Source organism: Micromonospora sp. SCSIO 07396 (assembly GCF_053667945.1).
Map to the genome: position 1 here is coordinate 4,372,345 of NZ_CM132210.1, position 26,095 is coordinate 4,398,439.

Here is a 26,095-nt window from a genome sequence, read left to right on the forward strand (position 1 = left end):
TAGAACGTCGACCTGGTCAGCCCGAACCGGTCTGCCGCCCGTGATGTCGATTGACGCTGTCCCCGCGCCTCCGGTCCCACCCTGCTTCTCCCGCCCTCCTCTCTTCGAGGACGGCCAGGATCAGCCGTCAGTCCCGGAACACTGTCGACTGGTCGTCGACCAGGACGTGATGGTGGATCAGCTCGGCGGCCACGCGTGGTGGAACGTCGGCAGTGTTCAGGGTGAGGTCGCTCTCGGCTAGCGGCTCGGTGCCGTCCCAAGCGCGGATGCGGGCCTCGGTGTCTCCGGTGCGCCTGGCGATGATCCGCTGAACTGCCACCTCTCGGGGACACCAGAGATAGACCACGCACCACCGGGCGTCGGGCACGGCTGCGGTGACGGCGTCGACAGCAGGTCGTTGGCCCAGATGTACGACGGGCACCCCTGTCGAGAGTCCTTCGATGAGCGACGGTCGGTCAACGACGTACCGCGCGCCGTACCGGCCGTTCTCCCAGACGACATCACCGTTCCGGTCCAGCTCATCCAAGGTCGCTTCGCTGGTCATGCGATAGCCCGTCGTGCGCCCTGGTCCCGCTTTCAGCCGCTGGAACAGCGAGTACCGGGTATCGAGGGCGTGCAGTGCTGCGGTGACGGTGTCCTTGCCTGCCGCCGGCGGCCCGTAGAGGATCACGCCGTGCATCACAGCGCCTCGTCCGCGAGGATTCCCTTCACCAGTTCCTTCGCTTGCTCCTGCAATGGGCGGCTTGACGCGCAGTTATCCACCACGATGTGCGCGTCGGTCGGGCGGAAGTCGAGGTTGACGGCGTCGAGGTAGCCGGCCCAGTTGGCAAGCTTGAAGGTGTCCCGCGCGGCACCGCGACGGCGGACGTACGTCAGCATCGTGTCGGCGTCGCAGTACACCCAGACCACGACCGTGTCCGCCTTCGCGGCCTCGTAGAACGCCCGGGTTCGTGCCATCCAGGCGGGGTCGCCGAACTCCCGGATGAAGGGCGCGGTCACGATCACGCTGTTGCCGCACTGGACGTTCTCGTTCGCTGCGTCCTGGAGGGCTTCGTACTCACGAGGACGGATCGCGTTCAGGTAGGTGTCGGACTCACGATCATGCGGCGACTGGCCCAGCGTCTCTAGCGCTGCCTCGACCACCGGCCGCGTCAACGTGTCCTTGTCGAGCATCGGCCAACCCGTCTCGCGGGCGAGGATGCGCCCCAACTCGGTCTTGCCGCTGCCGGCGTAACCGCCGATCAGGACGACGCGCGGGCGCTGGGGTCGAACCTCACTACGCCGTGTCTGGTCGGGCGCGTGGACCACCCGCTTGGAACGCGACTCGTTGATGACCAATCCCTCATCGGCCAACACCTTCATCGCCTCGGTGATCGTGAAGACGCTGACGCCCCACTCCTCCGCAAGCTTCCGGGTCGACGGCAGGGCGGTGCCGTGCACCAGACGTCCCGCCTCGACCTCGTTGCGGATGTTCCGTGCGACCTGCTGATGCAGCGACTCCGGCCGGTCGGCCCGGTTCCGGGGAGAGCTCATCGGTACTCCCTGCCTGGTGAGCGACTGGTGCCGCTTGCAGGCTACCAGCCACCTAACAGATGAGAGGGATTCTGACTGGTCAGTGACGCTGTGCAGGAACTTCTAACCTAACAGTTGACGTGGAGTCATATCAGTTGTTAGGTTATCTACATCACAGCGACCGGGTAGCCGGTCACGTCGCAGCAGCGAAGGAGAACACCATGGCGCTCAGGGGTGGGGCCCGCTTCACGGTCCCGTTCGAGGCGGTCTTTCCGCACGGGTGTGTGTTCGTGCCGGACTCGATCGCGGAGGCACAGGACTTCAACGAGGCGACCCGGCAGCGGACCCCGTCGAAGGACAAGGTGACGGGTCAGCGGGTGTGGCAGTGCCGGGTGATGGACATGGACCCGGAGTTGGGGTCGCGGTCGCGTGAGGTGTCGATCAAGATCCTGGCCGACCACCAGCCGGTGCCGCCGGTGGGTCCGTTCCAGCCGGTGGAGTTCGAGAACCTGACGGTGACGCCGTACGTGGGCAACAACAACCGGCTGGCGTACTCGTTCCGGGCGACCGCGCTGGTCGCGCCGAAGACCCTCGCGGAGACGCGCAAGGCGGCTGCCTGATCTCAGTTGTGGCGCGGGGCGGTCTGAATGCCGTAGGAAGCCTGACCGCCCCGCTGCCCTCCAACCCTCTCGGCCTGGAAGGGCAGGTTCATCATGCCAATGTTCCTGGACTGGACGCGCACCGGTGGTGCCGGCGAGTCCGCTCCGTGTGTCATCTGCGGTAAGCCTGCGATCTGTCGTAGCCCGGCGGGTAAGCCGGTGCACAAGGTGTGCGCTGAGGCGTGGACCGCGCAGCGTGCCCGTGCGGCGGTGGCGTGATGCGCGCCCCGCTGGTCAACTTCCGCCGGTTCCAGATCACCGCCCCGTGGCCCCTGGTCTGGACCGTCACCGCTCTGTTCCTGCTGGCTCGTCTCGCCGTGTTGGTCGTGCGGCTGGGTGTGGCGTCGGTGCGGCATTGGCGGGCCTGGCCTGCCGTCGCCCTGGCCCTTGTCGCTGTCGACGTCTACCGCTCCCACGGTTTGTGGCCTCACCTCCTGGTCCTCATCGTCGTTGCCGTTGCCGGCGGTGTGTGGTGGTGGCGTGGCCGGGACTCGTTCCACCGCCTGATCGTCCTGCGGGGCGTGTCCTGCTGGCGGCGGCTGTGGGTGTATCGGCGTCAGTGGCACGAGGTCATGTCCCTGTGTGGCCTGGTGAAGAAGTACGACGGTGGGGAGAAGCTTCCCCGTCTGCTGTCGGTGCGCTGCACGTATGCCACGGATGAGCTGGTGGTGCGGATGCCTCGGGGCCAGAACCCGGAGGTCTACCACAAAGCTGCCCGCGACCTGGCCTACTCGTTCGGTACCCGTCATTGCCGGGTGTTCACCGGCCGCCGTCAGGCACCTCCGCACCGGTCCGGGCGGCTGGCCTGGCTGCTGCGCCTGGTCGACCGGGTCCGGTTCCGTGACCGGCCTCGGCAGGTGTGGTTGGTGTTCATCCGCCGCGACCCCCTGACCCGCATCGTCGCGCCGCTGCCCGTCCCGGCTCGCCCGGACTTCGCCGCGCTGCCGATGGGTCTGCGGGAAGACCTCGCCGTCTACTCCCTACGCCTCCTGGCCACCCACGTCCTGATCGGCGGGGCGACGCGGATGGGCAAGGGCTCGGTGATCTGGTCCCTGCTGCGTGCGCTGGCTGCGGGTATCCGGTCGGGGTTGGTGCGGGTGTGGGCGATCGACCCGAAGGGCGGCATGGAGCTGTCCATCGGTCGGCCGTTGTTCTCCCGGTACGTCGATGACGATTGGACCCGCATGGCCGATCTCCTGGACGATGCGGTCGCCCGGATGCGCGCCCGGCAACAGGTGCTGCGGGGCAAGGTTCGGGTTCACACGCCGACCGTTGATGAGCCGCTGATTGTGATCGTCATCGACGAGTTGGCCGCGTTGCTGGCGTTCCTGCCCGACAGCGACATCCGCCACCGCGTTACTCAGGCCCTGGGGTTGCTGCTGACGCAGGGTGCCGGCCTCGGTGTCCTGGTCGTCGCTGCCACCCAGGACCCCCGCAAAGAGATCGTGACCGTGCGGGACTTCTTCCCCACCCGCATCGCTCTCGGCCTGACTGAGCGCGGTCACGTCGATCTCCTGCTCGGTGACGGTGCCCGCGACCGGGGAGCCCTCGCCGACCAAATCCCCCTCTCGGCTAAGGGCGTCGCGTACGTGCTCCTCGACGGTCAGCCCGAACCCGCCCGGGTCCGGTTCTCCTTCCTCACCGACGACGCCATCCGCGACCTGGCCGCCACGTTCCCCGCCCCGGCCGACACGCAGCCGGAACCCGTGGTGATCCCGCCGCAGCCCAAGCCCACCCGCACCACCGGCAATGGGCGGAGCACCTACCGGCCGACCCCACCGAAGCAGGCCGCGCCGCTGCTGCCGCCGTCGCTGCTTCACGCCCTGGACCTCGACACCGCGAACGGGAGTGATCCCCGATGACCCACCACGAGGTGCCCGACTCGCCGCCGGTCCCGATGCCTTACGCCGACCAGCCCGACGACACCCCTGAACCGCGCCGCTTCTACCGGCTGCGTGCCCCGCATGTCGACAAGACCTCGGTCCCGGTCACCGTCCGGGTCACCCCCGACGCTGACCTGTACGTCGCCGTCGGTGCCGGACGCCGCCGCATGTACCTCACCCCGTCGGAGGCGTGGGCGCTGTGGCGCTGCCTGTCCGAAGCGGTCGCGTCGACCGGTGAACCGCCGGAGTGGATTCGCGTCCACGTCACCCCCACCACCCGCTGACCCTCCACCCGCCTTGGAGCGCCCGATGCGTACTCGTCGCCTGGCCCGCCGGCCGATCCGCCGGACCTGCCTCGACCTGCACCACACCGACCCCGACCAGACCTGCCCCTACTGCGCCCCCGACCCGATCCTTGACGGCCTCGTCGCCGCCGCGCTCCAGCAGCACGCCGAGATCGCCGCCGAAGACGCCGAAGCGTGGGGGTGGGCGGCATGAACACCGCCGACGCCTACCAACCCGGCCAGGAAGTGTGGCTGGTTCCCACCCTGATGACCGCCCCCACCGCCGCCTACCGGCGTCCGGCCTGCGAAGTCACCCGGATGACCACCACCAGCCGCGTCCTACTGCGCCTGCCCGACGGCACCGAGGTCGAAACCGACATCCGCAACGTCCGCCGCACCCCACCAGCCGACCCGACCCCGCCGGCACGACGCCCTGCCCGACGCCCCGGCATGGCCCTGCCCGACGGCTACCGCGAACAGGCCCTGTGGTGACCACCGATCCCCGACCCCGACCCGCGCAAGGAGGCACCCGATGAACCCACAGGTCTGGTCCTGGCTCCTCATGGCCGTCGGCGTGACCGGCCTCTACCTCGCCGGCCGCCGCTCCTGGACCGGCTGGGCCGTCGGACTCGCCGGCCAAACCCTCTGGCTCGCCTACTCCCTCATCACCGAACAGTGGGGCTTCCTCGTCTCCTGCTTCGTCTACGGCGCGATCTACCTCCGCAACCTCCGCGCCTGGCTCCACCCCACCCCCACCACCCCGACCACCCCGGCTCCTGCGGCTGGCCGTGCCGACACCGCCCCGGTCCCTGCCCCGACCGCCGCACTCCCGCCGCACACCGGGCCGGTGCGCTGCCTCACCCCGGCCTGCCCCCGACCCGCCACCCACTGGCACGACGGCGCTCCCCGCTGCGAGCCCTGCGCCTGGCTCGTCATCGACGACGAAGGCCGCACCAACGTCGAACCCGCCCCCGGCACGACATCGGACCTCGCCGCCTACTACCTGACCCGTGGACTGAACCCCGCCCCGCGCACTTCCCCCGGAGAGGTGACCCGATGCGCCGCGTCCTGAACCCGGAGCGGCTGGAAGCCGTCGCCCTGGTCGTCATCCTCCTGGCCGTCGGGGGCATGGCCGGTGCCGCCTCGTTCACCCACGTCAAGGACTGGACCATGCACCACGCCCCCACCGGCACCGGACAGTGGTTCGGCTGGTCCAACGCCGTCATCTCCGAACTCACCCCCGCCGCCGCACTCCTCGTCATCCGCCGACGCCGACGCCACAACCCGAACGCCTCCGTCGTCTACCCCCTGACGATCCTCCTCGCCGCCGTCGCCCTGTCCCTGGCCGCACAGATCGCCGTCGCCAACGACAGCTTCTCCTCACGACTGCTGTCGTCGGTGCCCGCGCTGGCGTTCCTCGCCCTGTCCAAACTCCTCCTCACCAGCGGCACCCCCACCCCCACCCCCGCCCCGGAACCGGCACCGATCCCGCCGGCTGAGGACGTTGTCGACCTGGACCCGGTCGACCTGCCCGTCACCCCGGCACCTGTCTACGTCCCGCCCACCCCGCCGGCCCCGGACCCGGCTCCGGTCCGCTCGGCGCTGATCTCGTCCGTCGTCCAGATCCCCCGCAACGGGCAGGTCTTCACCTCCGAGGTGATCCGATGACCCACACCCGCCTCACCCGCATCCCGAACCGGCCGGCCGCCCTCGTGCGTCGCGTCGTCGGCACCCCGGCGGAAGTCGCCGCGACCGTCGCCCTGGTCCGCGACTCCGGACGACTGCTGTCCATGACCCACCCCCAGCAGATCCCCGGCAGTAGCCGGGTCGCCGTCACCGTCAGGTTCCTCGACACCACCACCCCCGCCCCCGCCCCGATCCGCCGACTCCGGCGCGGCCACGTCATCGCCGCCGCCACCGTTCCCGGCGTCGCCGTGCTGGCCGGGGTCGGCTATCTCGCCGTGCAGCTCCTCCACGCCATCCGGGCCGTCTTCCCGCTCATCGCCGGTGCCGCCGTCGTCGCCCTGGTCCTCGTCCTGCTGCTGCGCCGGTCGGGCCGCTGCTGCCCCGGCCTGCACTGCCCCGGCTGCGGCCACTGACCCACCAACCACCACCGGTGGCCCACCCCTGCGCCCGGGTGGGCCACCGGCACGGCCCGAATTCCGGAGGTGACCCGATGACCGCTCCGACCCTGCCCGGCCTCGCCCCCGACACTCCCGTACCCGCCGACACCCCGCCCGCGTCCGGCACCCGTGCCGCGCGGATGGCGCTGCCGATGTCGCGTCAGGTCCTCAAGGAAATGGCCGCTGAGTACGGCGTGTGCCTGCACCCGGTCACCCTGCGCCGCACCGACCTGCACACCGGGCAGACCGAAGTGGTGGACCTGCCCTGCGGGTCGACCCGCGACGACAAATGCCCGCCCTGCGCGCAACGCGCCCTGCGGCTGCGGCGTACCCAGATCCGGGAAGGCTGGCACCGTACCGACGAACCCGCCCCCGCACCCGCACCGGCCACCGATGCTCAGCGGGAACTGATCCTGCTGCGGGCGCATCTGGAGTTCGCCCGCGACGACGCCTCCCGTGCCGCCCAGCACGACCAGGTTGCCGACGTCGACGACGCGATCTGTGAGGTAGAAGAAGCCATCGCCGCCGAAGGACTCCGCGGCCAGGTAGCCCCCACCCACGAACCCGACAACGAAGACGACACCGGTCCCCGCCGCAAGCGCTCCACCCGCCGCCGCCAGGACGCACCCGACCTACCCCGCAAGAAGGTCGAACCCCGCACCGTCGGCCGCGTCTACACCGCCCCCGACGGCACCGAGCATCGGCCGTCGATGTGGCTGACCCTCACCCTCGACAGCTACGGCCGCGTCCTACCCGACGGCACCCCCGTCGACCCCGACACCTACGACTACCGGCGGGCCGCCTGGGACGCCGTGCACTTCCCCCGACTCCTCGACCGGTTCTGGCAAAACCTGCGCCGCTGCGCCGGCTGGAACATCCAATACGCCGGCTGCGTCGAACCCCAACGCCGACTCGCCCCGCACGCGCACTTCGCCATCCGGGGCACCATCCCCCGCGCCATGCTCAAGCAGGTCGCCGCCGCCACCTACCACCAGGTGTGGTGGCCCCCCGCCGACGAACCCGTGTACACCCTCGACCGGCTGCCCGTCTGGGACAACGACCACAACGCGTGGGTCGACCCCGACACCCGCACGCCGCTGCCGTCCTGGACCGACGCCCTGGACCAGGTCGACGCCGACCCCGACGCCACCCCGGTTCACGTTGCCCGCTTCGGTGTGCAGGTCCGCGCCGAAGGCGTCACCCCCGGCACCGTCCACGCCAACCGCACCATCGGCTACATCACGAAGTACATCACCAAGTCCGCCGCCGACTGCCACACCGCGACGACCGACCGGCAACGGCAGCACCACGACCGGCTCTGGCAGCAACTCCGGGTCACCCCCTGCAACGAACGCTGCGCGAACTGGCTCATCTACGGCGTCCAGCCGAAGAAGGCACACGGCCGGCTGCAAGCGGGACGCTGCAAAGGCAAGGTCCACCAGCGAGCAACCCTCGGCATCGGCGGGCGCCGCATCCTCGTCTCCCGCGACTGGTCGGGAAAGACCCTCGCTGACCACCGGGCCGATGCTCGGGCCTGGGTCCGCAACCTCCTCGGCGTCACCACCCCCGCCGAGGAAGCCCCGACCGCCGGACCCGGCGACCCACCCGCCTACGCCTGGGAACTCGCCCGACCCGACGACCCCGACATCCCACCCCTACAACACCGCCTCCTCAAAGCCCTATCCCAACGCGCCCAATGGAAAGCCGCCCTCAACGCCGCCAAGGCCAGAGCCGCTGACGCTGCTTGCCCTTCGGCGGCCCCCCTGTCCGTCCCCACGCCCTGACCGGAGGAACACCGTGGAACCCGTCTTGTCTCTCGTTCCCCGCCCGCGCTCGGTGGCCGGCGATTCCGCCGTGTCTGGTCGTCTGGTGCGGGCCTCTGACAGTCGTGCTGTCTACACCGTCCGGGAGGTGTCCCGGTTGCTCTCGTTGTCGCTCGGTAGCACCTACGCCCTGGTGCGTGAGGGCGAGATCCCTGCGCGCAAGCTCGGCGGCCGGTGGGTGATCCCGAAGAACCGTTTCCACTCCTGGCTTGACGGCACGGATTCGGAGGGGTGCGCCTGATGGGCTTCGTTCGTAAGACTCCCGCTGGCCGTCAACGGGCCTGCTGGCGTGATCCGGCTGGCAAGCAGAAGTCGAAGACCTTCCGCACGAAGAAGGAAGCCAACGCCTTTCTGGCCGAGGTTGAATCCGCGCTGAATCGGGGAACGTACGTCGCGCCCGACGCCGGCCGGCTCCACTTCGCCGAGTATGCCGACAAGTGGCTTGCCAACCGAAACGACGAGAAGGCCACCGCCGCCCGCGACGCCTCGATCATGCGCAACCACGTCATCCCGCGTTGGGGCACGGTTCCGCTGGCGAAGGTCGAGCACTCGGCCGTGCAGGGCTGGGTTACCGGCCTCGGGGAACGGCTCTCCCCCGCCACGGTACGAGAGTGCTACCGCCTGGCCTCCGGTGTCCTGCGCACGGCCGTTCGTGACCGGCTCATCGGGTTCAACCCCTGCGAGGGTGTCCGCCTGCCTCCGCGTCGGCGGCTGGACACTGACGACCAGGTCATTTCCCGCCCGGAACTGTTCGGCAAGCTGCTGCCTGCCATGCCCGATCGGTACCGCGCCCTGGTCGCCTTCGCCGCCGGCACCGGACTCCGATGGGGAGAATGCGCCGGACTTCGCTGGGACGCCGTCGACCTGGACGCCGCCGTCGTTCGCGTCGTCCGGGTGGCCGAGGAGGTCTCCGGGCACGTCAGCCTCAAGCCGTATCCGAAGTCACGGGCTGGCCGCCGGACGGTTCCGCTGCCGCCGTTCGTCGTCCAGGCGCTGACCGAGCATCGCCGCACGGTCGACCCAGGTACTGATGGTCTGATCTTCGTCACTCGGACCGGGGAGGCCATTCGGCGCGGCACGTTCCGCGCTCGGGTGTGGAAGCCATCGCTACAGCGGGCCGGCCTTCCGATCGGGCTGCGGTTCCACGACCTACGCCACTCGTACGCGACGTGGCTCGTCTCCGACGGCGTCCCGATCAACGACGTCGCCAAGGTGATGGGACACGAGCAGACATCCACCACGCTGAACCGGTACACGCACTCCACCGGCGAACGTGACCGCCGGGTGCTGGCTTCGTTCGCTGCCTTCTCGCTGCCTCCCGGCCAGCATTGATCGACAGAAACGACTCAGGGCCCCTCAATCGAGGGGCCCTGAGCTTTGTATATCGAGGGTGGGCGATGCTGGTATCGAACCAGCGACCTCTTCGGTGTGAACGAAGCGCTCTCCCACTGAGCTAATCGCCCTCAGCGCCGTTGACTCTACCCGATCGTGCGGCGGAGCCAAAAACCCGGGGTGCCGGTCAGGTCGTGGCGAGGTAACGCAGCAGTTGGGCGACGAGGTCGATGCCGAGGCTGTACTTGAGCGAGAGCCAGAGCACCACCGCGACGAAGACCAGGCCGACGGAGCCGAGCAGGAACCGCACGGCCAGGGAGCGGGTGGCGGCCCACCGGGTCCAGGCGTGCACGTGGCGGCGGGTGAAGCCGAGCAGCCGGCGGGCCCAGTGGAACTCGACGGCCCAGATGGCGAGGCCGGCGATGACGATCAGCCAGCCGGGGCCGGGCAACGGGATCAGGGCGATGCCGACGGTAACCACGAGCGCCCCGGCGACCGCGATGAATATCTTGAGGGCGACGCGGCCGGTGGGGTTGGCCCGGATCAGGTCGAGGGTGGTGCGTACCCGCCAGCGCCAGCCGGTGGGACGGGCGGCGAGGGCGGTCCGGCCGGATCGACCTCCCCCACCGCGGGCGCGTCCGTTGGCCGGTCGGGCCCGGCCGCGGGAGTTGCGGGGTGCGCCGGTGACCCGGCCGGCACGACCGGCGTCGGAGGTCGTCCGACCGTCTCGGTCCGGTGGCTTGATCGGCACCCTGTCACCCCGCCTTTTGGCTGCCCGGGCCCCTACTTTCGGTGACTCGGCCCTACTCACCGCATCCATTGAGGAACGCTTCGCGGCCATTTCACCCCCCAGTGTCGTCCCGGCCCGTCACTTGCGCAGACCACTGGACGTTACCGGAGTAAGTCGACGACTGAACCACCCGACTTCGGACGGGCTCCCGACTGGGCAGAACCGGAAATCCTACAAGAATTCTCACATTCTCGCGGCGATTCGGACCCCCTTCCCACCACTGGGTGAAGTCAGCGTATGGCGGAGCGTAGCCAGCAGTAGCGCCTGAGTATGGGAAAAGCGGGACACGCGCGTTCCGCAGCGGTGCCGGGGGGAGAACGTCCATGAGTGTCATCCGACCGACGACCGTAGAGGTCGAGACGTCGCTAAGGCTCGTCGCGCCTGACGCCACCGCCTTGCCGGTGCGTGCCAGCCTGCGTTACGACCCTGCTGACCCGTATGCGGTCCATGTCCTGTTCCACGCCGAATCGGCCGGCGGCGAGGCGGTGAGCTGGTCGTTCGCCCGCGAACTGCTGGTTACCGGCCTCGACGAGCCGGCGGGCATCGGCGACGTGCGGGTCTGGCCCTGGGCCACCCCGCGCGGCGACTTCGTCGCGCTGGCCCTGTCGTCGCCCGACGGCAACGCCCTGTTCGAGGTCCCGCGCAGCGTGCTGGTGCGCTTCCTGCGCCGGACCTACGTCGTCGTCCCGCGCGGCCGGGAGGCCGAGCACCTGGACGTCGACACGGCGGTGACCCGGCTGCTCGCCGGTCGCTGACCAGTCTGCCCCGGAGCCGCGCGGATCTGCCGAGTCCGCGCGGCTCCGGCCGTCCACCGCCCGGGTACGCCGGTCAGCCGTGCGTGGTGATGCCCCCGTCCACCGGGATCACCGCGCCGGTCAGGTACGCCCCGGCCCGCGACGCCAGGAAGATCGCCGCACCCGCCATGTCGTCGGGGCGGCCGATCCGGCCGAGCGGCACCTGCTGCGTGATGGCCGCCCGGGTCGCGGGGTCGTCCAGGGCGAAGGCCATCATCTTGCTCTCGAACGGGCCGGGGGCGATCGCGTTGACCGTGATCCGCTCGGCGGCGAGCTGGTGGGCGAGATTACGGGTGAGCATGTGCACGGCGGCCTTGGTGGCCGAGTACGCGTACACCTCCATGGCCGGCACCCGGAGCCCGTCGATCGAGCCGATGTTGATCACGCGGGCCGGGTCGTCGTCGGAGGCCGCCGCCCGCAGGGCCGGCAGCAGCGCGGTGGTGAGCCGGAACACCGCCTTCACGTTGACCGCCCAGAGCTTGTCGAACGCGCTGCCCGGATACGACTCCAACGGTGCGCCCCAGGTCGCCCCCGCGTTGTTGACCAGCACGTCGAGCCGGTCGTACCGTTCGTGGACGGCGGCGGCGAGAGCGTCGGCACCCGCGTCGTCGCCAAGGTCGGCGGGGATCGCCTCGCACCGCCCCTCGGCGGACAGCTCCCTGGCCACCGCCTCGCACACGTCGGCCTTGCGCGACGAGACGACCACCGTGGCACCGGCCCGGACGAAGCCCCGGGCGATCATCAGGCCGATCCCCCGCGAGCCGCCGGTGACCAGGACCGTCTTGCCGTCGACCGAGAACAGATCCGTCATGGGCACCCCATCGCACGTCGCGGTCCTTACCGATCGGTAACGTAGCCCGGTCCCGGCAGCCGGACAACCCCACCGGGGTAGCCACCGAGGCGTCCGTCCGCCGCAGGCGCGACAGAGTCCCGTCGCCGGGATGCGACCTCAGCCGTCCCCGGTTACGGTCGAAGACGATGGTCCCTTCCGGTCAGCTCACCCCGGCAACCCGTCCCGGCCTGCCCCGCCCCGAGATCGACATCCTCGATCTGGGCGACCTCGTCCCAGGTCCGGGCGCGCCCCGGCCGGTCCTGCTCGACCACGATCTGCTCGTCCTGGTCACCGACGGGCACGGCCTCGTCGAGCTGGACTTCCGGGCGCTGCCCTGCCGCCCCGGCACCCTGCTGCGGGCCACCCCCGGCCAGGTGCTGCGCTGCACCGCACGGCTCGACGCGGTCGTTCTCCGCTGGCGCGCCGACGCGCTGCGCGGCCTGGACGTCGAGACGAACGCCGTGCCGCAGCACCACCAGCTCACCGGCCCGGACGAGGACGCCGTCGTCAACGTGGTCTCCCAACTGGTGGTGGACCACCGCCGGCACCGCGACGATCCGGCCGCGCACACCCTGCTCCGGCACCAGCTCGCGGTGCTGCTGATCCGGCTCGCCCTACTGGCCGACACCCGGAACTCCGGCGGGACGCCCGACGACTCCGACCCGCAGCGGACCGAGACGGCCACGTTCCGCCGGTTCTGCCGGGAGGTCGAGGCGGGTTACCCGTACACCAGGCGGGTGGAGGACTACGCGGCCCGGCTGGGCTGCTCGGTGCGTACCCTGACCCGGGCCTGTCTGGCGGTGACCGGCCGCAGCGCCAAGCAGGTGGTCGACGAGCGGGTCGCGCTCCAGGCCCGGCGGCTGCTCGCCGCCACCGACGAGCCGGTGGCCCGGATCGGTCGGCAGCTCGGCTTCCCCGAACCGACGAACTTCGGCCGGTTCTTCACCCGCGAGGTGGGGGTGAGCCCGGGGGCGTTCCGGGCCGCCCGGGACCGCCCGTCGACGCGTATCGTCCGACCACGGCGACCCGCTGACCCCGCAGAACCCGACGGACGGGCATGATGACATGGTGCAGATCTCCGCGCGCGGCGACTATGCGGTCCGAGCGGCCCTGAGCCTGGCCACCGCCTACCCCTCCCTGCTCTCCACCCAAGCGATCGCCAACGAGCAGGACATGCCGCGCAAGTTTCTCGAAGCGGTCCTGGCCGACCTGCGTCGGGCCGGTGTGGTCCGCGCGCAGCGCGGCGCCGAGGGCGGCTACACCCTGGCCCGGCCACCGCGCGAGGTCACCGTCGGGGCGATCCTGCGCGCCGTCGAGGGCCCGTTGGCCGGGGTACGCGGGCTGCGCCCCGAGGAGACCAGGTACGAGGGCTCGGCGGAGAACCTTCCCCGGCTCTGGGTGGCCGTGCGTGCCGCCGTCCGGCAGGTGCTCGACGAGGTGACCCTCGCCGAGGTGGTCAGCGGGCGACTCCCGACGCACGTCCGCAAACTGACCACCCTGCCCGACGCGTGGGAGCCGCGCTGACGGTCGGTACGCCGATCCGTCCAGCCTGGACCTGACCAGGTTTCGGTTTCCGTGGATGCGGGCATTTATGGGGCCGAGACGGCAGCGAGGACAGAAAACGCGAAGGGAGCGCCACGATGGGTCTGATGTTCCGTAAGCGCAAGAAGTACGGGCCGATCATCCTGAACTTCACCGAGAACGGTTTCTCGTCGTGGAGCATCAAGATCGGTCGTTGGTCGTGGAACTCCCGGGCCAAGGCGCACCGGGTCGACCTGCCGGGCCCGCTGTCCTGGAAGCAGGACAAGTCCCGGGCGTGACGCCCTTCCGCGAACGGGGCACCGGCGGTCCGCCGGTGCCCCGTTCGCCGTCCGCGCATCGGGCCCGCCTCCGGTCAGGTTCGGCATTCGCCGGATCCCGGCGACGGCCTCGGCGCAGAATCGCCGCATGGCCAGCGACGACGGGAGTTACCGGCGGATCCGACGGCACACCCTGGCGGCCTGCTGCCTGCTGGTGGTCAGCTACTTCCTGATCCCGTTGGAGCCTGATCCGAACGGCGTGCGGCTGACCCTGCGGGCGGCGGGCACCCTGGTGCTGATCGGTGTGGTCACCGTCCTGGTCACCCGCCAGGTGAGCCGCCAGCTCGGGGTCGGCGAACCGGTCGGTGACGACGAGGTCCGGTCGTTGAGCCGGCTGGTGGTGGCCCTGGTCGCCGGGCTGCTCGCGTTCGCGGCGGCCGACTACGTGGTGGCCGCGAGCGGGCCCGCGCAGTTCTCCGGGTTGCGTACCCGGCTGGACGCGCTCTACTTCGCCCTGGCCACCCTCACCACGATCGGCTACGGCGACGTGCACCCCCAGGGGCAGCTCGCCAAGGCGGTCGTCTGCGTGCAGATGCTGTTCAGCATCGGCGTCATCGCCACCGGGGCGTCCATCGTGGTCAAACGGTTGACCGCGCGGCCGGGGCGGGGCCGGCGCTGATCAGTACGTCCCCGCCGAGCCGCCCGTGTTCCGGGTCCCGGGTGACCGCGCCACCGTCCAGCAGGTCGGCGAGCGCGTGCCCGGCGTCCCCTGCCCGGTAGGCGGTCGCGGTCAGCGTGTGCCGACGCAGCTCGGTCACCGTACGCGGGCCGTGGCGGGTCAGCTCGGCCAGCAGCGCGTCACGCAGCGGACCGGTCGGCGGGTCCGCCCCCACGTCGAGCAGGTCACCGGCCGGGTCCCGGTAGCGGATACCGGCTGCGGCGACGTCGGCCCCGGTGGCCCAGAGTGCCTCCTTGAACGCCTCCAGGCTCTTGTCCAGCCCGGTGCCGAACGCGACCAGGCGGGCCGGTGCCCCGTCGGCGGGGACCAGCTCGACCTCGGTGACCAGGGGGAACCCGGCGGCGGTCAGGGCCGGTCGCAGGGTGGCGGTGGTGGTGGTGCTCAGCAGCACCTCGGCCGGTCGGCCGGTCGCCGTGGCGGCCAGCAGCGCCGGCTCCGGTGCCGCACCGTCGACCAGGGTGAGCAGTGGCGCGCCGGCCGCCCCGGCCGCCTTGAGCACCACCGGCAGCCGGGCCGGGTCGCCCGGCACCACGTGCACGGCCACGTCGCCGGGCAGGCCGGCCTCGACGACGCCGAGCCGGGCGGGCAGTTCGGGACCGCCGTCGGCGAGCACCAGCACGGTGAGCCGGCGACCCCGCAACCGGTCGGCGAAGCCGGCCACCACCCGCAGGGCCGCCTCGGCGGTGCCGGGGTCACCGGCGTACGCCAGCGCGAGGGTGGCCCGCCGGGAGCGGTGCAGGGCCCCCGGCAGCCAGTGGTCGAGCTGACGGACGAGGAGTCCGCCCGGGACGGCGTCGATCGACATCCTGTCGTTCTACCGTACGGCGGTTCAGGCCGGGACGGAGATCCCCACCCCGCCCCGGGTCTGGCCACCGTAGCGGGCCCGTTCGCGGTCGAGGTCGAGCCGGCCGATCCGCTTGCGGGCGGCGAGGGCGTCCTCGTCGAGCAGGGCGGCCGGGACGATCCAGACGATCTCGAACTCCAGCCCGTCGGGGTCGCGGCCGTACAGGCTCTTGGTGGTGCCGTGGTCGGAGGTGCCGACCAGGGCGTCGGCGGCGGCCAGCCGCTGCGCGGTGGCGCCCAGCTCGTCGAGGGTGTCCAGCTCCCAGGCCAGGTGGTAGAGGCCGACGGTGGCCCGGCCGGCCTGCGAGCGGCCGGCGTTCGCGCCGATCTCGAACAGGCCGAGGTCGTGGTCGTTGGTCGAGTCGGGGGCCTGGAGGAAGGCCGCGCCCCGGAACCCGTCCGGGGTCATCGGCACCGGGCGGAAGCCCAGCACGTCGCGGTAGAAGTCGATGCTGCGACGCAGGTCGGAGACGTAGAGCACGGCGTGGTTGAGGCGGTGGATTCCCATGTCCACCACGCTAGCGCGGTTTTGTTGAGCGTTCAACTATTTCGGCTATGATGGTCGTCATGACCCGCTGGCTGGACCCCGACGAGCAGCAGACCTGGCGTGCCTTCCTGACCGCCTCCCGGGCGCTGAGCGACACCCTCGACCGCGAGCTGCAACGCGACGCCGGGATGCCGCACGCCTACTACGAGATCCTGGTCCGCCTCTCCGAGGTGCCCGACCGGCAGCTGCGGATGAGCGACCTGGCCGACCTCACCGGATCCTCACGCAGCCGGCTGTCGCACGCCGTGGCCCGGCTGGAGACGGCCGGCTGGGTGCGCCGCGAGGACTGCCCCACCGACCGGCGCGGGCAGGTCGCCGTGCTCACCGACGCCGGCTTCGCGACCCTCGCCGCCGCCGCGCCCGGCCACGTCGAGGGGGTACGCCGGCACCTGTTCGACGCGCTCAGCCCCGCCCAGGTCGACCAGTTGCGCCGGATCAGCGAGACGCTGGTCGCCCACCTGACCGGTTCTTGACCAAGTTGCCGACCGGCAAGGGTTGTACTAACCGTTGCCGGCCAAGCACGATGGGGCGTGTCTTCCGGCTTCGGTGAACTGACCCTCCAGGCGCAGCACCTGGTGTCCGCCGGCGACCTGGCCGGCGCCCAGCGGCTGCTGGCCGACGCGCTGACCGACGCGGACCCCCGCCCCGACCACGCCTCCCCCGAGCTGGCCGAGGCCGCCGGGCTCCAGGCCCGACTGCTGGTCACCCTCGGCGAACCGCACTCCGCGCGCGGCTGGGCCGCCTTCGCGTACGCGGCGTCGAGCCGGCTGTACGGCATCTCCGACCAGCGGACCATCTCCACGGCGGCCACCCTGGCGGCGGTGCTGCACCGGGTCGGCAGCGACGCCCGCGCCGCCCGCCTCTATTCCGAGGTGATCCTGGAACTGACCGCCTGGGACGGTCCCGAGTCGCTGCGGGTCCTCGCCGCACACGCCGACCTGGCCACCGTGGAGTACGCCCGGGGCCAGTGCTCCGAGGCCCGCGAACGTCTCCAGGACGCCTGGGAACTGCACCGCGAGGTGTACGGCGACGGCCACGCCAGCGGCATCAAGATGCTCGCCCGGCTCGGTGCCATGCAACGCGACTGCGGCCGGTTCGACGAGGCGCACGACAACCTCGCCCTCGCCCGCGAGCTGGCCCGCCAACACCTCGCCGCCGACGACCCACTCGCCCGGCAGGTGGCGGCCCTGGCCCGGGCAGCCGCCGACCCGGACCACGTCTGCGACGAGGAGCCCACCCCCGAGCGCGGCACGCCGGTGGTGCCGGCCGCCCGTACCCCACCGCCCGCCGAGGGTCCACCCGACCTGCCGCCCTGGTCGGCCGGCCCGTCGTCACCCGACGATGCGTACCCGCCGACGGTGCCCGGCCAGCGGATGCCCACCGACGACACCGGCTACCCACCGGACGCCGCCCGCCCCGGCCCCGGCTATCCCGCCGACAGCGGATACGGCCCCTGGGACGGTCAGCCCGGCGGAGCCGGCTACCGGGCCGGCGACGGTCCGGGCGATGCCGGCTACCGGGGCGATACCGGTTACCCGGCCGGCAGCGGCTACCCGACCCCAGGTCACCCGGGCTCCGACTACCCGGGCTCCGACTACCCGGCATCGGGCCACCCGGCCGAGTCGGGCTCTCCGGCCGGCGCGGGTCGTCCGGTCGGCGCGGGTCGTCCGGTCGGACCGGCACATTCGCCTGGGCCCGGCTATCCGCCCGAATCCGGCTACCCAACGGGGCACGATCACTTCAGCGCGCCAGATCAGTCCGGCGGGCCCGGTCGATCCGGCGGGTCCGGCCATCCCGGCGGGTCCGGCCATCCCGGCGGGCCCGGTCGTCCCGGTGGGCCGGGCTATCCGGCCGGGGCGGACTACCCGGCCGGGGCGGGGCGGATCGACGAGGGCGGACACTGGCCGCCCGAGCAGGCCGCAGCAGGGGCGAACGGGTCCACACCCGACGGTTGGCGGGACGCTCGCTATGCCCCGCCGCTGTCGCAGAGCCGCCGGGACGAGGAGGCGGCCGGGGTCCGCCGGGTCACGCCGGCCGAGCCGCCGGTGGACCCGTCGCGGTTGCTGCCCGTGCTGGTGCCACGCCGACACGCCCCGCCCCGACGCCGCCCGGGTGCCGTACCGCTGGTGGCCGCCGGCGTGGCGGTGGTGTTGCTGGGCGCGGTCGCGGTGATCGCCGGGGTGTCCCAGGTGGGCGGCTCCGACGCACCACCGCCCGCCGCGCCGACCGAAGCCGCCCCGACCGCCACCACGCCGAACGCCGGCCCACCCGCCTCACCGGGCACCCCACCCGGGCGGGTGACGCTACGCGACCGACCCGACGGCATCACCCTGACCTGGACGTACCCGGCCGGCAGCGAGGGCCCCGTGGTGCTCTCCGCCGCCCAGGCCGGCCAAGACCCGCGCCCCTTCCAGACCCTCCCACCCGGTACCGACAATTTCGTCGTACACGGCCTGGACCGCACCACCAACTACTGCTTCACCGTCGCCGTCGTCTGGTCCACCGACGTGGTCGCACGAGCCAAACGCGTCTGCACCACCCGCCGCTAACCCACCCCCACCCGCCCACATCCCCACCCCGCCCAGCCCCACCCCGCCCCACCCGCTCATGTTGATCAAGAGGTTTACGTCACCCCCAGCGAAACTCCTGACGCAAACCTCTTGATCACGCTCCATCCACCCCGCCCAGCCGGGTGATCAAGAGGTTTACGTCAACCGGAACGGCGGGAGTGACGCAAACCCCTTGATCACCGCCCCCTTCACCCCGCCCAGCCGGATGATCAAGAGGTTTGCGTCAGCCCGAGCGGCGTGGAGTGACGCAAACCTCTTGATCAACATGAGCGGGTGGGGCGGGGGGCCACGAGCGCGTGGGTGTGTGGAGGGAGGGGGGCGGTCAGTCAGGGTCGGGGAGGAGCGGTAGGTGTAGGCGGACGGTCAGGCCGGGGTGGGCGTCGTCGAGGGCCACGGTGCCACCGCCCCGGCGTACCAGTTCGCGCACGATGGCCAGGCCGAGTCCGGCGCCGCCCGCGTCCCGGGCCCGTCCTTCGTCCAACCGGGCGAACCGGCGGAACACCCGCTCCCGGTCCGCGACCGGGATTCCCGGCCCGTCGTCGGTCACCGTCACCAGGTGGTACGCCCCGTCGACCGTCGGCTCGACCGCCAGCACCACCCGGGTACGGGCATGCCGGACGGCGTTGTCGACCAGGTTCCCCAGCACCCGCCGCAGTTCGTCGGGGACGCCGACGGTCCACACCGGACCTGCCGCCGTGACGACGGTGACCTGTGGCGACACAGCCGGCTCCGACCCGACGGCGGTAACCCCAGGCGACACGGCAGAACCCGCCCCGGCGGCGGTGGACTCCGGCGACGATGGCGGATCCGCCGCGAGGGCGGCCTGCGGCGGCACGGCAGGTTCCGCCGCAGCGACGACGCTGCCACCCGGCAGCAGAGCAGGAACCGCGGCGGAGGTGGGGCCGGGCCAGCGGGCGGCGACCTCGGTGAGCAGGGCGCCCAGTTCCACCGGCTCCGCCGCGCCGAGGTGGTCGACCTGCTGTGCCGGTTGCTCGTCGAGTCGGGCGAGCAGGAGCAGGTCGTCGACGAGCCGGCCCAGCCGTTCGGTGTCGGTGAGCAGGTCGGCGGCGACGGCAGGCCAGTCGGTGCGGTCACCGAGGCGCTGGGCCACCTCCAGTTCGGTACGCATGTTCGTCAACGGGCTGCGCAGTTCGTGTGCCGCGTCGGCGAGGAACGACCGTTGCCGGGCGCGGGCCGCCGCCAACCGGTCGAGCATGTCGTTGAGGGTGACCGCCAGCCGGTGGATCTCGTCCTGGGAGGCGGGTACGGGCAGCCGGCCGGCCGCGTCCCGCCCGGTGATCTCGGCGGCTCCGCTGCGCAGCGCCTCGACCGGGCGCAGGGTGGCCCCGACCACCCGCCAGGCGACCACCGCGAGCAGCCCCACCAGCAGCGGGAAGGCGACCAGCAGCACCGTACGGGCGGCCTGGGTGGCGTGCCTGACGTCCGCCGTGGAGCGGCCCACCAGCACGGTCACCGGCTCCCCCGCCGACCGGGCGGGTACCGCCACGACGCGTACCGGCCCCTCCCAGCCGAGCCGTTGGCCGGGCACCACCGTGCGCTGTCGGCCGGTGCCGGTGAGCTGGTCGGGGCGGACCATCGGCACCAGCCGGTCGGCGTCGATGGAGGCGGCCCGGATCCGCCCGGCGGAGTCGACCACCTGCACCCGTAGCTGCCCACCGGCCACCGGCAGCGGGTCGGGCAGGGCGTCCTCGCCGGCGAGCCGGGCGACCGCGTCGGCGGTCCGGAACGCCTCCTCGTCGACGGTGCGTTGCAGCGTCCACCCCAGCGCCACCAGCAGCACCACCCCGCCCAGGGCCAGCCCGACCGAGAGCCCGGCCACCCCGAGCACCATCAGCCGGGCCCGCAGGCCCAACGCCGACCAGCGCAGCCGGCTCACGGGATCAGCCGGTAGCCGGCGCCCCGGACGGTCTCCAACCGGTCCCGGCCGATCTTGCGGCGCAGGTAGCCGACGTACACCTCGACCGCGTTCGGGGCGGTCCGCAGGCTGGCGTCCCAGACGTGGTCGAGCAGTTCGGTCTTGGAGATCACCTCGCCGGGGCGGCGGATCAGGTACTCCAGCAGCGCGAACTCCCGGGCGGTGAGCACCACCTCGGCGTCGGCGCGGGTGACCCGGCGGCGGGCCGGGTCCAGCCGCAGGTCCCCCACGGCGAGCACGGTGGGCCGCTGCGGTGCGCCCCGGCGCAGCAGCGCCCGTAGCCGGGCGACCAGCACCACGTACGAGAAGGGTTTGGTCAGGTAGTCGTCGGCCCCGCAGTCGAGCCCGTCGGCCTGGTCGTACTCGCCATCCTTGGCGGAGAGCATCAGCACCGGCAGCCAGTGCTCGTCGGCGCGCAGCCGGCGCACCACCTCGTAACCGGACAGGCCGGGGAGCATCACGTCGAGGATCATCGCGTCGTATCCGCCGTGCCGGGCGGCGTCCAACCCGGCCGGGCCGGTGCCGGCCGTGTCCACCACGAACCCCTCGGCTGTGAGGCCACGCTGCAACGCCGCCGCCAGCCGGGCCTCGTCCTCCACCACCAGCACCCGCATCATTCCAGCCTGCCACCTCGACGCGACGGGCCGCGACGTCGTCCTCAGCGGGCTCACAGCAGTGAACCGGCAGGATGGTCGCAGGAGGTGCGCTCATGTCCGTACTGAAGAACCGTTCCACCCTGCGGTGGCTGGTGCCGCTGGCCGCCGCGGTCACCGTCGTCGGTGGGGGTGCCGCGATCGGCACGTTCGCCGCGAACGCCGAGCCGGCCCTGCCGCCGCGCAGCGCCGCCCAGCTCCTCGTCGACCTGCAGACCGCCCGGCTGGACGGGCTCTCCGGCACCGTGGTGCAGCGGGCCGACCTCGGGCTGCCGCCGCTGGCCGGGCTGGCCGGCGGGGACGCCGCGCTGCTCACCGGCACGCACACCCTACGGGTCTGGTACTCGGGACCGGACCGGCAGCGGGTCGCGTTGCTCGACACCCTCGGCGAGCGGGACGTCATCCGTTCCGGCCGGGACGTGTGGACCTGGGACAGCAAGGCCAACACGGCGACGCACCGGACGCTGCCGGAGTCGACCGGGCGGGCGGCGGAGGGCGCGTTGCCGGTCACCCCGAAGGATGCCGCCGAGCGGGCGTTGGCCGCCGTCGACCCGAGCACGCTGGTGACCACCGGCCGGTCGGCCACGGTCGCCGGGCGGGACGCGCACGAGCTGGTGCTCACCCCGCGTGACGAGGCGTCCCTGGTGCACCAGGTGCGGATCGCCATCGACGCGACGGAGCACGTGCCGTTGCGGTTCGAGGTGCTCGCCGACGGGGCCGACCAGCCGGCGTTCGAGGTGGCGTTCACGCAGGTCGACTACCGTCGTCCCGACGCCGACCAGTTCACCTTCAACCCGCCGCCCGGGGTGAAGGTGACCGAGGAGACCGCCGGACGACCGGGGTCCACGGCCGGCCCGCACCGCAAGGACGACAAGCCGGGCGCGCAGCGCCCGGGGGCCGAGGACGCGGGTCTGCGTACGGTGGGGACGGGCTGGACCACCGTGCTGGTGACGCGGACCGGCGCGGCGGACCTGGCGCGGACGCCGGCCGGTGACGCGGCGAAGCCGGGCCCGGCCGACGGCCCCGGCGCGGCGCAGGCCCTCGACCTGCTCAACGGGTTGCCGAAGGTCAGCGGGGACTGGGGCAGCGGCCGGTTGTTCTCCGCGAAACTGTTCAGCGTGCTGCTCACCGACGACGGGCGGGTGCTCGCCGGATTGGTGACGCCGGAGCGGCTGTACCAGGCCGCGCGGGGCTGATCCCGCACGTCACGACCCTCGGGGGTCCGGGCCGGCTAGCGCCGGCGCGGGCCCCCGTTCGTCGTGTCCGGCACGGCGGAGGCTTGGTGGGGGGACGCCGCAGGCGGTATCTTGAACAGTTCCCGAAATGCAAAAAGGAATGGCTGAAGAGCCATTCCGTGCATGATTCTAAGCGACGAGGAGACGGCTTGTCAACGCACCCGGACGAGCTGCGACAACACGACGACGAGATCGGCCGTGAGCAGGAGTACGTCTCGATGCTCTACGGCCGGCTGGACGCCATGCGCGAGCAGGCCGGCCGGCGGCTCACCGACGAACTGCGCGCCGGTGGCGGCGGCACCCAGCAGGACCGCTCCCAACGCGACAGCGCCGTCCAGATGTACGCCGACCAGGTCGAGCAGTTCTCGGCGGTCGAGCAGGGGCTGGCCTTCGGCCGCCTGGACGGGGCCGACGGCAGCCGGCACTACATCGGCCGGATCGGCATCTTCGACACCGACGGCGACTACGACCCGCTGCTGATGGACTGGCGTGCCCCCGCCGCCAGGCCGTTCTATCTCGCCACCGCCGCCAACCCGCAGGGCATCCGGTTGCGGCGGCACCTGCGCACCCGGGAGCGGAAGGTCACCGGCCTCAACGACGAGGTGCTGGACATCGCGACCGCCTCCCCCACCGGCCACGAGGAACTGACAGGTGAGGCGTCGCTGCTCGCCGCGCTCGGCGCCGGCCGGACCGGCCGGATGCGGGACATCGTGGAGACCATCCAGGCCGAGCAGGACCGGATCATCCGGGCCGACCTGCCCGGGGTGCTGGTCGTGCAGGGCGGTCCCGGCACCGGCAAGACGGCGGTCGCGCTGCACCGCGCCGCGTACCTGCTCTACACCCACCGGCAGCAGCTCTCCACCCGGGGGGTGCTGCTGGTCGGCCCGAACGCGACGTTCCTGCGGTACATCTCGCAGGTGCTGCCGGCGCTGGCCGAGACGGGGGTGCTGCTCAGCACCCCCGGTGACCTGTTCCCCGGGGTCACCGCCAGGCGTGCCGAACCGGCCGGGACCGCAGCCCTCAAGGGCCGGGCGGTGCTGGCCGAGGTGCTCGCCGCCGCCGTCCGGGACCGGCAGTGGGTGCCGGACGAGCCGATCGAGATCGAACTGCCCCAGCGGGAGGTGCTCCGGCTGGACCCGGAGACGGTACGCCAGGCCCGCGACCGGGTCCGGCGTACCGACCGCCCGCACAACCTGGCCCGTGCCCTGTTCGACATCGAGATCGTGCACGCCCTCGCCGACCAGGTCGCCGAACGGATCGGGGCCGACCCGCTCGGCGGGGACAACCTGCTGGAGGAGGCGGACCGGGCCGAGATCCGCCGGGAGCTGCGGGAGGAACCGGAGATCACCGCCGTCCTGGACGAGCTGTGGCCGGTGCTCACCCCGCAACGGCTGCTCGCCGACCTGTACGCCTCGCCGCAGCGGCTCGCCACCGCCGCGCCGATGCTCACCGACGACGAGCGGGCCCTGCTGCACCGTCCGGCCGGCGGTGGTTGGACGCCGGCCGACGTGCCGCTGCTGGACGAGGCCGCGGAGCTGCTCGGCGAGGACGAGCGGGCCGCCGCCGCCCGGCGGGAACGCATCAGGTCCTTCCAACGCGAGTACGCCGAGGGTGTGCTGGAGATCGCCAGGGGTTCCCGCTCGATCGACGTGGAGGACGAGGCCGACGGTGGTGAGATCCTCGGCGTCACCGACCTGATCGACGCCGACCGGCTGCTGGAGCGGCAGGAGGAGACCGACCGGTTGACCACCGCACAGCGGGCCGCCGCCGACCGGCGGTGGGCGTTCGGGCACGTCATCGTCGACGAGGCGCAGGAGTTGACGCCGATGGCCTGGCGGCTGCTGATGCGCCGGTGCCCGAGCCGGTCGATGACGATCGTGGGGGACGTGGCGCAGACCGGCGCGCTGGCCGGCACGCCGTCCTGGGCCGATGCGTTGGAGCCGTACGTGGCGCGGCGCTGGCGGCTGGAGGAGCTGACCGTCAGCTACCGCACCCCTGCCGAGATCATGGCGGTGGCCGCCGAGGTGCTCGCCGGCATCGACCCGGCGCTGCGCCCACCCCGGTCGGTACGCCACAGCGGCGTGCCGCCGTGGGACCGGACGGTCGCGGCGGACCGGCTCGGCGCGGAACTGGTCGCGGCGGCCCGTGCAGAGGCCGCCGAGCTGGCCGGGGGCGACGCGGACGGCCGTCCCGGCGACGGCGGGGGACGGCTCGGGGTGATCGTGCCGGCCGGGCGGGCCGACGGGTTGGCGGGTGTGCTGCTGGCCGCGTTGCCCGAGGCGGCCGTCGGCGAGCAGCCCGAGTTGGAGAGCCGGGTGGTGCTGCTGACCGTCGGCCAGGCCAAGGGGCTGGAGTTCGACTCGGTGCTGGTGGTGGACCCGGACGGGATCGTGGCCGAGTCACCCCGGGGACGCAGCGACCTGTACGTCGCGTTGACCCGGGCCACCCGCCGCCTGGGCGTGCTGCGCCCCGCCGGCTGACCGTGCGGCCGGGTCGGGGGGGCGGGCCCCTCCGACCCGGCCGCCGGGGCGTCGGCGGCGGCCGACGTCAGTCGTCGGAGAAGTCGCCGATCTCGACGGCGCTGGCGGACTGGTCGCTGACCGGGCCGCCGGTCGGGGTGCTCAGCCCGCCGGTGGTGGCGTCACCGGTGGTGGTCGGGGCCACCGTGCCCGGGTGCCGTTCGGGTTGCCGGGCCACCCGCCTGACGCTGGCCGGACCGGCCGTGCCTCCGGTGGTGGTCAGCGCGCCCTGGCCCCGGGTGGGGCCGCCGTCGCGCAGCACCTCCGGGTCGACCGGCACGTGGGCCACGTCGTCCGGGTCGTCCTCCTGAAGGGCCCGGGTCACGTCGATCCGGGGCACCGTCACCTCGTCCAGGGCTCCGGGACCGTACGCCCCGGCGGTGAGCCGTTCCTCGGCCTGACGGGTGGACTCCCGCATCCTGTCGTCGTCGCGCACGTTCCTCACCTCACAGGGTCTCGACGGAACCCACTGCGTGCCCGGGGGCCGCACCACCAAACACCACCGCCCTTGGCCGGCCGGACACCACAGCCCTTGGCCGGCCGGGGGCGGCGCGTACCACGGTCGGGGCGGCGCGTACCACGGTCGGGGCACCGCGACGCGGACCCGGCGGGCGACGAAATTCCGGCCGGAGCCGGTGTTACCTGCTCACCGGCGGGGGGTAGACCCAGGGTGCCCCCGCCACAGCAGGTGAACCGTGCCGTGGCCGACCGCGGTAGCGGGGCGAGGGAGTTGCAGGTACTCATCAAATCCTGAGGAGGACCAGATGAGCACGCAGGCTGCATCCACCAGGCCCATGAACCGGCCGATGCAGGACACCGTCCAGCGCAACGCCATGATGAACGAGCAGACCCGGCAGATGCCGGCGATGCACGACGGGCACCGGGAACCGATGCCGTCTCCGGGTACGGAGACCAAGCAGTCGTTCCTGACCACCGAGTTCTGGGTCTACGCCGCCGCGGTCGCGGTCGTGGTGATCTCCGCCTTCTGGCGCGGCACCGCGACGAACGGCCTGAACATCAACAACCCGACGCAGGCGTGGTGGTTCCTGACCGCCCTGACCGGCGCCTACCTGGTGAGCCGGGGCCTGGCGAAGGCGGGTTCGGCGCGGCGTTCCGGCGCGGAGCGCAAGGGTCGTCGCTGACCCGGCTGATCCCAGCAGCGTGAGCTGCTGAGCACGATGGCTCCCGGGATTCCTCCCGGGGGCCATCGTCGTGCCTGTGG

Annotated in this window: 30 protein-coding genes and 1 tRNA gene; 21 read left to right on the forward strand and 10 right to left on the reverse strand. The window is 72.3% G+C overall.

The annotated features are described in order from the left end of the window. Positions 1–127: 127 nt before the first annotated feature. Positions 128–679, reverse strand: coding sequence for a kinase (locus ACWCHM_RS18565; protein ID WP_454219168.1), 552 nt, complete (start codon positions 677–679; stop codon positions 128–130). Further along, entirely contained in the window at positions 679–1,533 is an 855-nt protein-coding gene (locus tag ACWCHM_RS18570; protein ID WP_454219170.1) for an AAA family ATPase, read from the reverse strand. Before ACWCHM_RS18570 ends, ACWCHM_RS18565 begins: the two co-directional genes overlap by 1 nt. Positions 1,534–1,733: 200 nt before the next feature. On the opposite strand from ACWCHM_RS18570, the gene ACWCHM_RS18575 reads away from it, so the two are divergent. The 11 genes from ACWCHM_RS18575 (at position 1,734) to ACWCHM_RS18625 (ending at position 9,616) form a co-directional block, all read left to right on the forward strand. Next, the gene (locus tag ACWCHM_RS18575; RefSeq protein WP_454219172.1) at positions 1,734–2,132 is read left to right on the forward strand and encodes a transcriptional regulator; all 399 of its coding nucleotides are present in this window, start codon (positions 1,734–1,736) and stop codon (positions 2,130–2,132) included. 221 nt (positions 2,133–2,353) lie between these two features. Then, a complete protein-coding gene (locus tag ACWCHM_RS18580) occupies positions 2,354–4,033 on the forward strand; it encodes an FtsK/SpoIIIE domain-containing protein (RefSeq protein ID WP_454219174.1) in 1,680 nt (559 codons plus the stop codon). After that, positions 4,030–4,338 carry a spread protein gene (locus tag ACWCHM_RS18585; protein WP_454219176.1) on the forward strand — a complete coding sequence of 103 codons (309 nt, stop codon included), beginning with the start codon at positions 4,030–4,032 and terminating at the stop codon, positions 4,336–4,338. The genes ACWCHM_RS18580 and ACWCHM_RS18585 overlap by 4 nt, the downstream gene beginning before the upstream one ends. Before the next feature lie 25 nt (positions 4,339–4,363). After that, the gene (locus ACWCHM_RS18590; protein ID WP_454219178.1) at positions 4,364–4,552 is read left to right on the forward strand and encodes a hypothetical protein; all 189 of its coding nucleotides are present in this window, start codon (positions 4,364–4,366) and stop codon (positions 4,550–4,552) included. Continuing rightward, on the forward strand, positions 4,549–4,830 hold the full coding sequence (locus ACWCHM_RS18595; protein ID WP_454219180.1) for a hypothetical protein: 282 nt from the start codon (positions 4,549–4,551) through the stop codon (positions 4,828–4,830). The genes ACWCHM_RS18590 and ACWCHM_RS18595 overlap by 4 nt, the downstream gene beginning before the upstream one ends. Before the next feature lie 40 nt (positions 4,831–4,870). Beyond that, positions 4,871–5,410: a hypothetical protein gene (locus tag ACWCHM_RS18600; protein ID WP_454219181.1), complete on the forward strand. Its 540-nt coding sequence runs from the start codon at positions 4,871–4,873 to the stop codon at positions 5,408–5,410. Then, positions 5,395–6,006: a hypothetical protein gene (locus ACWCHM_RS18605; RefSeq protein ID WP_454219183.1), complete on the forward strand. Its 612-nt coding sequence runs from the start codon at positions 5,395–5,397 to the stop codon at positions 6,004–6,006. The genes ACWCHM_RS18600 and ACWCHM_RS18605 overlap by 16 nt, the downstream gene beginning before the upstream one ends. Next, the gene (locus ACWCHM_RS18610; RefSeq protein WP_454219184.1) at positions 6,003–6,437 is read left to right on the forward strand and encodes a hypothetical protein; all 435 of its coding nucleotides are present in this window, start codon (positions 6,003–6,005) and stop codon (positions 6,435–6,437) included. The genes ACWCHM_RS18605 and ACWCHM_RS18610 overlap by 4 nt, the downstream gene beginning before the upstream one ends. A 77-nt stretch (positions 6,438–6,514) precedes the next feature. Next, positions 6,515–8,245, forward strand: a complete 1,731-nt coding sequence (locus ACWCHM_RS18615) for a replication initiator (protein WP_454219185.1) — start codon at positions 6,515–6,517, stop codon at positions 8,243–8,245. 85 nt (positions 8,246–8,330) lie between these two features. Then, the gene (locus ACWCHM_RS18620; RefSeq protein ID WP_454219186.1) at positions 8,331–8,525 is read left to right on the forward strand and encodes a helix-turn-helix domain-containing protein; all 195 of its coding nucleotides are present in this window, start codon (positions 8,331–8,333) and stop codon (positions 8,523–8,525) included. After that, on the forward strand, positions 8,525–9,616 hold the full coding sequence (locus tag ACWCHM_RS18625; RefSeq protein WP_454219187.1) for a tyrosine-type recombinase/integrase: 1,092 nt from the start codon (positions 8,525–8,527) through the stop codon (positions 9,614–9,616). Before ACWCHM_RS18620 ends, ACWCHM_RS18625 begins: the two co-directional genes overlap by 1 nt. A gap of 59 nt (positions 9,617–9,675) precedes the next feature. Here the strand turns inward: ACWCHM_RS18625 and ACWCHM_RS18630 are convergent. Beyond that, positions 9,676–9,747 (reverse strand) — tRNA-Val (locus ACWCHM_RS18630). Positions 9,748–9,803: 56 nt separating this feature from the next. Further along, complete coding sequence (locus tag ACWCHM_RS18635; protein WP_204957175.1) at positions 9,804–10,436, reverse strand: TIGR02611 family protein; 633 nt, start codon at positions 10,434–10,436, stop codon at positions 9,804–9,806. A gap of 293 nt (positions 10,437–10,729) precedes the next feature. Here ACWCHM_RS18635 and ACWCHM_RS18640 point away from each other — a divergent pair, with 293 nt between their 5' ends. After that, the gene (locus tag ACWCHM_RS18640) at positions 10,730–11,161 is read left to right on the forward strand and encodes an SsgA family sporulation/cell division regulator (protein WP_053653619.1); all 432 of its coding nucleotides are present in this window, start codon (positions 10,730–10,732) and stop codon (positions 11,159–11,161) included. Between the two features lie 73 nt (positions 11,162–11,234). Here the strand turns inward: ACWCHM_RS18640 and ACWCHM_RS18645 are convergent, their stop codons facing one another. Beyond that, complete coding sequence (locus tag ACWCHM_RS18645; RefSeq protein WP_204957174.1) at positions 11,235–12,011, reverse strand: glucose 1-dehydrogenase; 777 nt, start codon at positions 12,009–12,011, stop codon at positions 11,235–11,237. 167 nt (positions 12,012–12,178) lie between these two features. On the opposite strand from ACWCHM_RS18645, the gene ACWCHM_RS18650 reads away from it, so the two are divergent. The 4 genes from ACWCHM_RS18650 (at position 12,179) to ACWCHM_RS18665 (ending at position 14,510) form a co-directional block, all read left to right on the forward strand. Continuing rightward, on the forward strand, positions 12,179–13,093 hold the full coding sequence (locus tag ACWCHM_RS18650; RefSeq protein WP_454219188.1) for a helix-turn-helix transcriptional regulator: 915 nt from the start codon (positions 12,179–12,181) through the stop codon (positions 13,091–13,093). A gap of 7 nt (positions 13,094–13,100) precedes the next feature. Beyond that, a complete protein-coding gene (locus ACWCHM_RS18655; RefSeq protein WP_204957347.1) occupies positions 13,101–13,556 on the forward strand; it encodes an RrF2 family transcriptional regulator in 456 nt (151 codons plus the stop codon). A 116-nt stretch (positions 13,557–13,672) separates the two neighbouring features. Beyond that, positions 13,673–13,852 carry a DUF4236 domain-containing protein gene (locus ACWCHM_RS18660; protein WP_007075522.1) on the forward strand — a complete coding sequence of 60 codons (180 nt, stop codon included), beginning with the start codon at positions 13,673–13,675 and terminating at the stop codon, positions 13,850–13,852. 127 nt (positions 13,853–13,979) lie between these two features. Next, on the forward strand, positions 13,980–14,510 hold the full coding sequence (locus ACWCHM_RS18665) for a potassium channel family protein (RefSeq protein ID WP_454219189.1): 531 nt from the start codon (positions 13,980–13,982) through the stop codon (positions 14,508–14,510). Here ACWCHM_RS18665 and ACWCHM_RS18670 read toward each other — a convergent pair. Together ACWCHM_RS18670 and ACWCHM_RS18675 are read right to left on the reverse strand one after the other, a co-directional pair. After that, on the reverse strand, positions 14,470–15,375 hold the full coding sequence (locus ACWCHM_RS18670) for a hypothetical protein (protein WP_454219190.1): 906 nt from the start codon (positions 15,373–15,375) through the stop codon (positions 14,470–14,472). The genes ACWCHM_RS18665 and ACWCHM_RS18670 overlap by 41 nt on opposite strands. Before the next feature lie 24 nt (positions 15,376–15,399). After that, positions 15,400–15,921: a VOC family protein gene (locus tag ACWCHM_RS18675; protein ID WP_421488985.1), complete on the reverse strand. Its 522-nt coding sequence runs from the start codon at positions 15,919–15,921 to the stop codon at positions 15,400–15,402. 50 nt (positions 15,922–15,971) lie between these two features. On the opposite strand from ACWCHM_RS18675, the gene ACWCHM_RS18680 reads away from it, so the two are divergent. Continuing rightward, positions 15,972–16,433, forward strand: coding sequence for a MarR family winged helix-turn-helix transcriptional regulator (locus tag ACWCHM_RS18680; RefSeq protein ID WP_454223108.1), 462 nt, complete (start codon positions 15,972–15,974; stop codon positions 16,431–16,433). A gap of 57 nt (positions 16,434–16,490) precedes the next feature. Then, positions 16,491–18,509 carry a tetratricopeptide repeat protein gene (locus tag ACWCHM_RS18685; protein WP_454219192.1) on the forward strand — a complete coding sequence of 673 codons (2,019 nt, stop codon included), beginning with the start codon at positions 16,491–16,493 and terminating at the stop codon, positions 18,507–18,509. A 343-nt stretch (positions 18,510–18,852) separates the two neighbouring features. Here the strand turns inward: ACWCHM_RS18685 and ACWCHM_RS18690 are convergent, their stop codons facing one another. Continuing rightward, positions 18,853–20,382, reverse strand: coding sequence for a HAMP domain-containing sensor histidine kinase (locus tag ACWCHM_RS18690; RefSeq protein ID WP_454223109.1), 1,530 nt, complete (start codon positions 20,380–20,382; stop codon positions 18,853–18,855). Between the two features lie 41 nt (positions 20,383–20,423). Further along, positions 20,424–21,080 (reverse strand): response regulator transcription factor, encoded by a 657-nt coding sequence (locus ACWCHM_RS18695; RefSeq protein WP_204957345.1) that lies wholly within the window; start codon positions 21,078–21,080, stop codon positions 20,424–20,426. A gap of 95 nt (positions 21,081–21,175) precedes the next feature. On the opposite strand from ACWCHM_RS18695, the gene ACWCHM_RS18700 reads away from it, so the two are divergent. Beyond that, a complete protein-coding gene (locus tag ACWCHM_RS18700; protein ID WP_454219193.1) occupies positions 21,176–22,315 on the forward strand; it encodes a LolA family protein in 1,140 nt (379 codons plus the stop codon). A 257-nt stretch (positions 22,316–22,572) separates the two neighbouring features. After that, positions 22,573–24,834 (forward strand): HelD family protein, encoded by a 2,262-nt coding sequence (locus ACWCHM_RS18705; protein WP_454223111.1) that lies wholly within the window; start codon positions 22,573–22,575, stop codon positions 24,832–24,834. Between the two features lie 67 nt (positions 24,835–24,901). Here ACWCHM_RS18705 and ACWCHM_RS18710 read toward each other — a convergent pair whose 3' ends face one another. After that, positions 24,902–25,309 (reverse strand): hypothetical protein, encoded by a 408-nt coding sequence (locus tag ACWCHM_RS18710; RefSeq protein ID WP_204957167.1) that lies wholly within the window; start codon positions 25,307–25,309, stop codon positions 24,902–24,904. A 421-nt stretch (positions 25,310–25,730) separates the two neighbouring features. Between ACWCHM_RS18710 and ACWCHM_RS18715 the strand changes: the two genes are divergently transcribed. Beyond that, positions 25,731–26,015, forward strand: a complete 285-nt coding sequence (locus ACWCHM_RS18715; RefSeq protein WP_176739158.1) for a hypothetical protein — start codon at positions 25,731–25,733, stop codon at positions 26,013–26,015. Positions 26,016–26,095: the final 80 nt, after the last annotated feature.